Consider the following 5,859-nt stretch of genomic DNA (forward strand, 5'->3'; position numbering starts at 1 on the left):
AAATAATCACAAGCATGATGAGCGCAAAGCACTTTAAATGTGACTTGTTCCATTTTAGAGATTTGTTTAAGATAAGATATAACTCATTGAGATGTGTCATAGTATTCGTCGTTAGAAAACAATTATTATGACATTATTTCAATGAGTTATCTATTTTTGTCGTGTACAGAGAGTTTAGAGGAGATATCGCGATGCATACGCGGAAGGCAATAACGGAGGCAATTCGAAAACTCGGAGTCCAAACCGGTGACCTGTTGATGGTGCATGCCTCACTTAAAGCGATTGGTCCGGTCGAAGGAGGAGCGGAGACGGTCGTTGCCGCGTTACGCTCCGCGGTTGGGCCGACTGGCACTGTGATGGGATACGCGTCGTGGGACCGATCACCCTACGAGGAGACTCTGAATGGCGCTCGGTTGGATGACAAAGCCCGCCGTACCTGGCCGCCGTTCGATCCCGCAACGGCCGGGACTTACCGTGGGTTCGGCCTGCTGAATCAATTTCTGGTTCAAGCCCCCGGCGCGCGGCGCAGCGCGCACCCCGATGCATCGATGGTCGCGGTTGGTCCGCTAGCTGAAACGCTGACGGAGCCTCACGAACTCGGTCACGCCTTGGGGGAAGGGTCGCCCGTCGAGCGGTTCGTCCGCCTTGGCGGGAAGGCCCTGCTGTTGGGTGCGCCGCTAAACTCCGTTACCGCATTGCACTACGCCGAGGCGGTTGCGGATATCCCCAACAAACGATGGGTGACGTATGAGATGCCGATGCTTGGAAGAAACGGTGAAGTCGCCTGGAAAACGGCATCAGAATACGATTCAAACGGCATTCTCGATTGCTTTGCTATCGAAGGAAAGCCGGATGCGGTCGAAACTATAGCAAATGCTTACGTGAAGCTCGGTCGCCATCGAGAAGGTGTCGTGGGCTTTGCTCAGTGCTACCTGTTCGACGCGCAGGACATCGTGACGTTCGGCGTCACCTATCTTGAGAAGCACTTCGGAGCCACTCCGATCGTGCCAGCACACGAAGCCGCCCAGCGCTCTTGCGAGCCTTCCGGTTAGAGGCCGTCGACAATGATAATCTGGATCAACGGACCTTTCGGCGCCGGAAAGACGACTCTCGCTGAGCGGCTGCGCGATCGGCGTCCGAAATCGCTGATCTTTGACCCTGAGGAAATCGGGTTCGTGGTGAAAGAAACGGTCCCCATACCAGCGAGCGGAGACTATCAGGATCTCCCCTTGTGGAGGGGACTTACGATCGCTGCGGTCAGCGAGATTCGCAGGAATTACTCGCAGGACATCATCATCCCAATGACGCTCGTGCACCCGGACTATCTGACTGAGATACTCGACGGGTTAAGGCAGATCGACGATCAGCTGCTGCACATCTTTCTGATGCTTAACGAGGACCTATTGCGTCACCGGATCTCGAACCAGACCATGCATCCTGACCCGAATCGGAATGCGGAGATTCGAGAGTGGCGATTAGCGAATGTCGCCCGATGCTTGGCCGCAAGGGAACGGCTTCCGTCCACAACCCGTGTTCTCGATAGTGGTGCACACACCAGCGATGAACTTGCAGCGATGGTGCTCGACAGACTCGATCAGCGCACCTGATCGCCTTCGACGCCTGCGCAAAGGGTAGCGCGAGGGTGGTGGTCTCAGTCTGCTTTGCGATTATTCTCCTAAGCCGTACCGCCTGACGGTCGGTTTACGTGACGCGAATGGGCGACTTCCGTTTCGGAAAAGCACCACCGCGGCATAGAGACGCCAGCTGCCGAAGCCTCCGCCTTGAAGGGACACGAACCGTCGACCCGCAAGTTGGTCTACTAAGTGATTGAAATCCAAACGCTCAGGCAAGCGGGGTGTCGGCTGTAGCGTAACGTTAAATTATAGAACCTAAAGCTCCAAATGCTAAATGGTATCAAGGGGCCAAATAGCGGCGGCTACAGTCGCCGCCTTTAACGGATAACAACCCGCAACGACTTTCGAGCCTGATTGGCTTCGCACGGCCTAGACACCAGGGTTGCACATATTTCCAGCATACAATTACACTATAGCTGGATCAAGCCCAAGGTGCACGCCGTACTACGACGCACTTGATCTAAAGTTGGCCCTTATCTCATTGAGACGGATAAAGAAACTCCTCGCAAAGCTCGATTTGTGGCTTCAGCATCGCGGTTCGGCGGTGGACCGCCGTGGTCATCGGCTTCATCGGAGTGCTTCTCGTGGTCAAGCCGGGCTATCTGCCGTTCCAATTGGGTCATTTGGCTGCCATCGGCACCGGGCTGGCCACGGACGCGGCAATCATCATCCTCAGGCGCGTCGGCGGAAAGGTGAAGACCACCAGCATGCTGGGCATCAGTGCCCGGCGCTTGCAGCGCGGCTGAGGCACGACATATGAAGGCGTAGCTGGAAACCCCCGTCAGGCCAAAATTGGCGACAGGGTCTAGATCCCTTATTCTAAAGCGCGGACCGACCCATAGTCGCTATTGGAGTGTCTCAAGCCGCAGGTCGTAGAAACGGCCGAGGCTCCTCAAATGATCGACGATAGAGGTGGCTCGGGAAATCTGCACAGCGGTGATAAGTGGAATTTCTGCCTGACTTCGGCTTAGATGCCGGGAACAGGAGATACCATGACAAGACGACCGCGCCGGAACCACAGCCCGGCTTTCAAGGCAAAAGTGGCGCTCGCCGCGATCCGAGGTGAGCAGACGCTGGTGGAATTGTCCCAGCAGTTCGACGTGCATGCCAACCAGATCAAACAGTGGAAAGACCAGCTCCTTGATGGGGCGACAGGCGTTTTCGGCGATGAAGCGAAGGCGGAACCGGCAGGTCCAACCGTCGATGTCAAAACGCTGCACGCCAAAATAGGCGAACTGACATTGGAGAATGATTTTTTAGCCGGAGCGCTCGGCAAAGCGGGATTGCTGGGCGGAAAGAAATGATCGACCGAACACACAAACTGTCGGTCGCACGTCAGGCCAGGCTTCTCGGCTTCAGCCGTGGCAGTGTCTACTATTCTCCACGTCAAGTGTCCGACGGCGATCTGGACCTGATGCGGCGGATCGACGAACTGCACCTCGACTATCCGTTCGCCGGAAGTCGGATGTTGCAAGGGCTTTTGAGGGGTGAAGGGACCGAGGTCGGGCGGTTGCACGTCGCCACGCTGATGAAGAAGATGGGCATCGAGGCAATCTACCGTCGCCCGAACACCTCCAAACCAGCGCCAGGTCACAAAATCTATCCTTATCTCCTGCGCAAGCTGGCGGTCACCCGGCCCAACCAGGTCTGGGCAATGGACATAACGTATGTGCCGATGGCGCGGGGATTCGTCTATCTCTGCGCCGTCGTGGACTGGTTTAGCCGGCGGGTTCTGTCCTGGCGGCTGTCGATCACGATGGAGGCGGACTTCTGCATCGAAGCGGTCGAGGACGCGCTGGCCCGCTATGGAAAGCCTGAAATATTCAACACCGATCAGGGTTCGCAGTTCACCTCCATCGACTTCACAGCCGTGCTGAAGAAGGCGGAGATCGCCATCTCGATGGATGGCAAGGGCGCGTGGCGCGACAACGTCTTCGTCGAGCGGCTCTGGCGGTCGATCAAATACGAAGAGGTCTATCTCCACGCCTACAAGACCGTATCCGAGGCTCGCGCTGGCATCGGCCGCTATCTCGCCTTCTACAATAGCCGACGTCCACATTCATCCCTTGACCGGCAGACGCCGGATCAGGCCTACTTCAACGCGCTGGCACCAATGATGGTGGCGGCATAATCAAGGCGGAAATCCACTTAGCAAAACGCCCAAAACTGTTCAGACAAACCGAGCCACCTCTGATGTCAGCAACAGATGGTCACGCTTTCCTTATCGCTGGCAGATTTTATCGACCACCTCACCAACACGGTCGAAGTCTTCTGCCAGCAGATCGCTCTCTGCAAAACATAGCAATCTTGTCCTACTGCGGTGATTGGGCAGCCGGTGGCGAAGATCTCATCAACGAAATCCGGGATCTGATCTTTACGCATTTCATCCTCCTGATGGCAGGGCGCCGATCGCATGATCTGAATAAGGTATGATCGTCATGGCTGACTGACCGCGCGACGCTTTCAGCGGCGTTGAGGCATAACCGGAGAGCCGCCGTTCATACGTGATGCGGCCTGCACATAGGAAACATGTCCTCACCGTAGAAGTGCAGCCGGATATGATGGCGCCGGCACAGCCAGCGGACGTTCAAAGGCTCGTCATACCTGTCATGATGCGCGTCCACGTGCGCGCAATCACCGTCAATCGACTGATGTTATCCAACATCTGTCCGAGACCCTGCCAGGCATTCCTCAGCGCGCGTGACCAAGAACAACTTTTGAGGTAGGTTGGTGCTGAGTACGGCCGCAGCCTGATAGGCTGCCGCAGCTTGGTCTTGGAAACCAAGACGCGAAAGGAAATCCGCCCGCGTCGCGTGAAAAAGCGGGTAGGTCTCCACGTCCCACTCGTCCTCAATCGCCTTAAGGACCGCCATCCCTGCAGCGGGGTTCATGGCCCACGACACAGCGACTGCTCGATTGAGGGCAACTACGTATGTAGGGCTCAACAGGAAGAGCGCGTCATATCTCGCCAGTATCTCTCGCCAATTGGTGTCTCGAAAGCTCGCAGCCCGCGCGTGACAAGCAGAAATCAACGCTTGCAGAAGATACCATCCAGTGGGAGACGACATGCGGCATGCTCGCTCAACTATCTCCAGACCTCGACGTATGAGCAATCGATCCCACAAGCCACGATCCTGACGATCGAGCGGCACTGGCAAGCCTTGACGATCTTGTCGGGCAAGCAGCCGAGAGCACTGGAGTTCCATGAGGGCTAAAAGACCAAGTACCTCAGGCTCCTCTGGCTTGATATGCGCTAGGGTCAGGACTCATTGCTCATAGCCAGAAGATAACGGTCGCAGCGAGAGCGATGGCGGAGAGAAAGGCCATTGGGCACCGGTCGTAACGCGTAGCGACACGCCGCCAGTCTTTGAGACGCCCGAACATGATCTCGATCCGGTTGCGCCGTTTGTAGCGGCGTTTGTCGTATTTGATGGTCTTCTTGCGGGATTTTCGACCTGGAATGCAGGGAGTGATCCCCTTCGCCTGTAAAGCGTCACGATACCAGTCGGCATCATAGCCACGGTCGGCCAGCAACCATTTGGCCTTGGGAAGTTCATCAAGCAAGGCGGCAGCACCGGTGTAATCGCTGACCTGGCCTGCCGTTATGAAGAAGCTGATCGGGCGACCACTCGCATCCGTTACGGCATGAAGCTTGGTGTTCATGCCGCCTTTCGTGCGTCCAATCAGGCGGCCCGCGCCCCCTTTTTTACCCGCAAGCTGGAAGCCGTGCGGTGGGCCTTGAGATAGGTCGCATCGATCATGATGGTCTTGTGCTCTGCGGCTTCAGGCACGGCCAGACCTTCCATCATCTGGATAAATACGCCCTTGTCGCCCCAGCGTTTCCAGCGGTTATAAAGCGTCTTCGCCGGGCCATATTCCTTCGGCGCATCACGCCAACGCAGCCCGTTGCGGTTGACGAAGATGATGCCGCTCAGAACGCGTCGATCATCAACGCGCTGGCGGCCATGGCTCTTGGGGAAATAGGGCTGAAGACGAGCCATTTGCTCGTCCGTCAGCCAAAACAAATTACTCATCAGTCGGGCTCCTATACGCCCATCTGAATCACAGCCGTCAGTTCAAATCAATGGGTCCTGACCCTAGATACTGAAATCTGAAGTGAGTCATCGATTAACTTTTGTGGTTGAAGCGACCCAGTTTCTTCAACACACCTTCTAAAAAATCAATTTCTAATGCCTGCTCACCGATTTTTGCATGTAGTTTTTTT

At 56.0% G+C, this 5,859-nt stretch carries 7 protein-coding genes and 1 pseudogene; 4 read left to right on the forward strand and 4 right to left on the reverse strand.

What is annotated here, in order from left to right; all coding sequences use genetic code 11:
- Positions 1-191: 191 nt before the first annotated feature.
- From aac(3)-IIe to FTU82_RS15480, 4 genes are all read left to right on the forward strand, one after another.
- Complete coding sequence (gene aac(3)-IIe, locus FTU82_RS15465) at positions 192-1,052, forward strand: aminoglycoside N-acetyltransferase AAC(3)-IIe (RefSeq protein ID WP_000557452.1); 861 nt, start codon at positions 192-194, stop codon at positions 1,050-1,052.
- Positions 1,053-1,064: 12 nt separating this feature from the next.
- Positions 1,065-1,607 carry an AAA family ATPase gene (locus tag FTU82_RS15470; protein WP_002063889.1) on the forward strand — a complete coding sequence of 181 codons (543 nt, stop codon included), beginning with the start codon at positions 1,065-1,067 and terminating at the stop codon, positions 1,605-1,607.
- 581 nt (positions 1,608-2,188) lie between these two features.
- Positions 2,189-2,380 (forward strand): hypothetical protein, encoded by a 192-nt coding sequence (locus tag FTU82_RS15475; protein ID WP_040234282.1) that lies wholly within the window; start codon positions 2,189-2,191, stop codon positions 2,378-2,380.
- A 246-nt stretch (positions 2,381-2,626) separates the two neighbouring features.
- Positions 2,627-3,765 (forward strand): IS3-like element ISKpn11 family transposase gene (locus FTU82_RS15480; protein WP_162832797.1). Its coding sequence is split into 2 segments (ribosomal slippage): positions 2,627-2,894 and positions 2,894-3,765, totalling 1,140 coding nucleotides; the frame shifts between segments, so codons are not numbered across the junction.
- A 65-nt stretch (positions 3,766-3,830) separates the two neighbouring features.
- Here FTU82_RS15480 and FTU82_RS15485 read toward each other — a convergent pair.
- From FTU82_RS15485 to FTU82_RS15495, 4 genes and pseudogenes are all read right to left on the reverse strand, one after another.
- Complete coding sequence (locus FTU82_RS15485) at positions 3,831-4,016, reverse strand: hypothetical protein (RefSeq protein WP_004197549.1); 186 nt, start codon at positions 4,014-4,016, stop codon at positions 3,831-3,833.
- Between the two features lie 272 nt (positions 4,017-4,288).
- Positions 4,289-4,897, reverse strand: a complete 609-nt coding sequence (locus tag FTU82_RS16345) for a DUF6596 domain-containing protein (protein WP_306415568.1) — start codon at positions 4,895-4,897, stop codon at positions 4,289-4,291.
- Between the two features lie 10 nt (positions 4,898-4,907).
- A protein-coding gene (locus tag FTU82_RS15490; RefSeq protein ID WP_085947932.1) for an IS5-like element ISKpn12 family transposase occupies positions 4,908-5,668 on the reverse strand; the annotation gives its coding sequence in 2 pieces (ribosomal slippage) (positions 4,908-5,344 and positions 5,344-5,668; 762 coding nt in all).
- 62 nt (positions 5,669-5,730) lie between these two features.
- Positions 5,731-5,859: pseudogene (locus tag FTU82_RS15495) on the reverse strand (IS3 family transposase); the annotation flags it as partial.

Origin of the sequence: Acinetobacter sp. YH12151 (assembly GCF_013418355.1) — a bacterium.
Classification (GTDB): Bacteria; Pseudomonadota; Gammaproteobacteria; order Pseudomonadales; family Moraxellaceae; genus Acinetobacter; species Acinetobacter pseudolwoffii.

Coding starts and splice junctions, on each gene's coding strand:
- FTU82_RS15470 (WP_002063889.1), top strand. CDS start 1,065: ATGATAATCTGGATCAACGGACCTTTCGGCGCCGGAAAGACGACTCTC.
- FTU82_RS15485 (WP_004197549.1), bottom strand. CDS start 4,016: ATGCGTAAAGATCAGATCCCGGATTTCGTTGATGAGATCTTCGCCACC.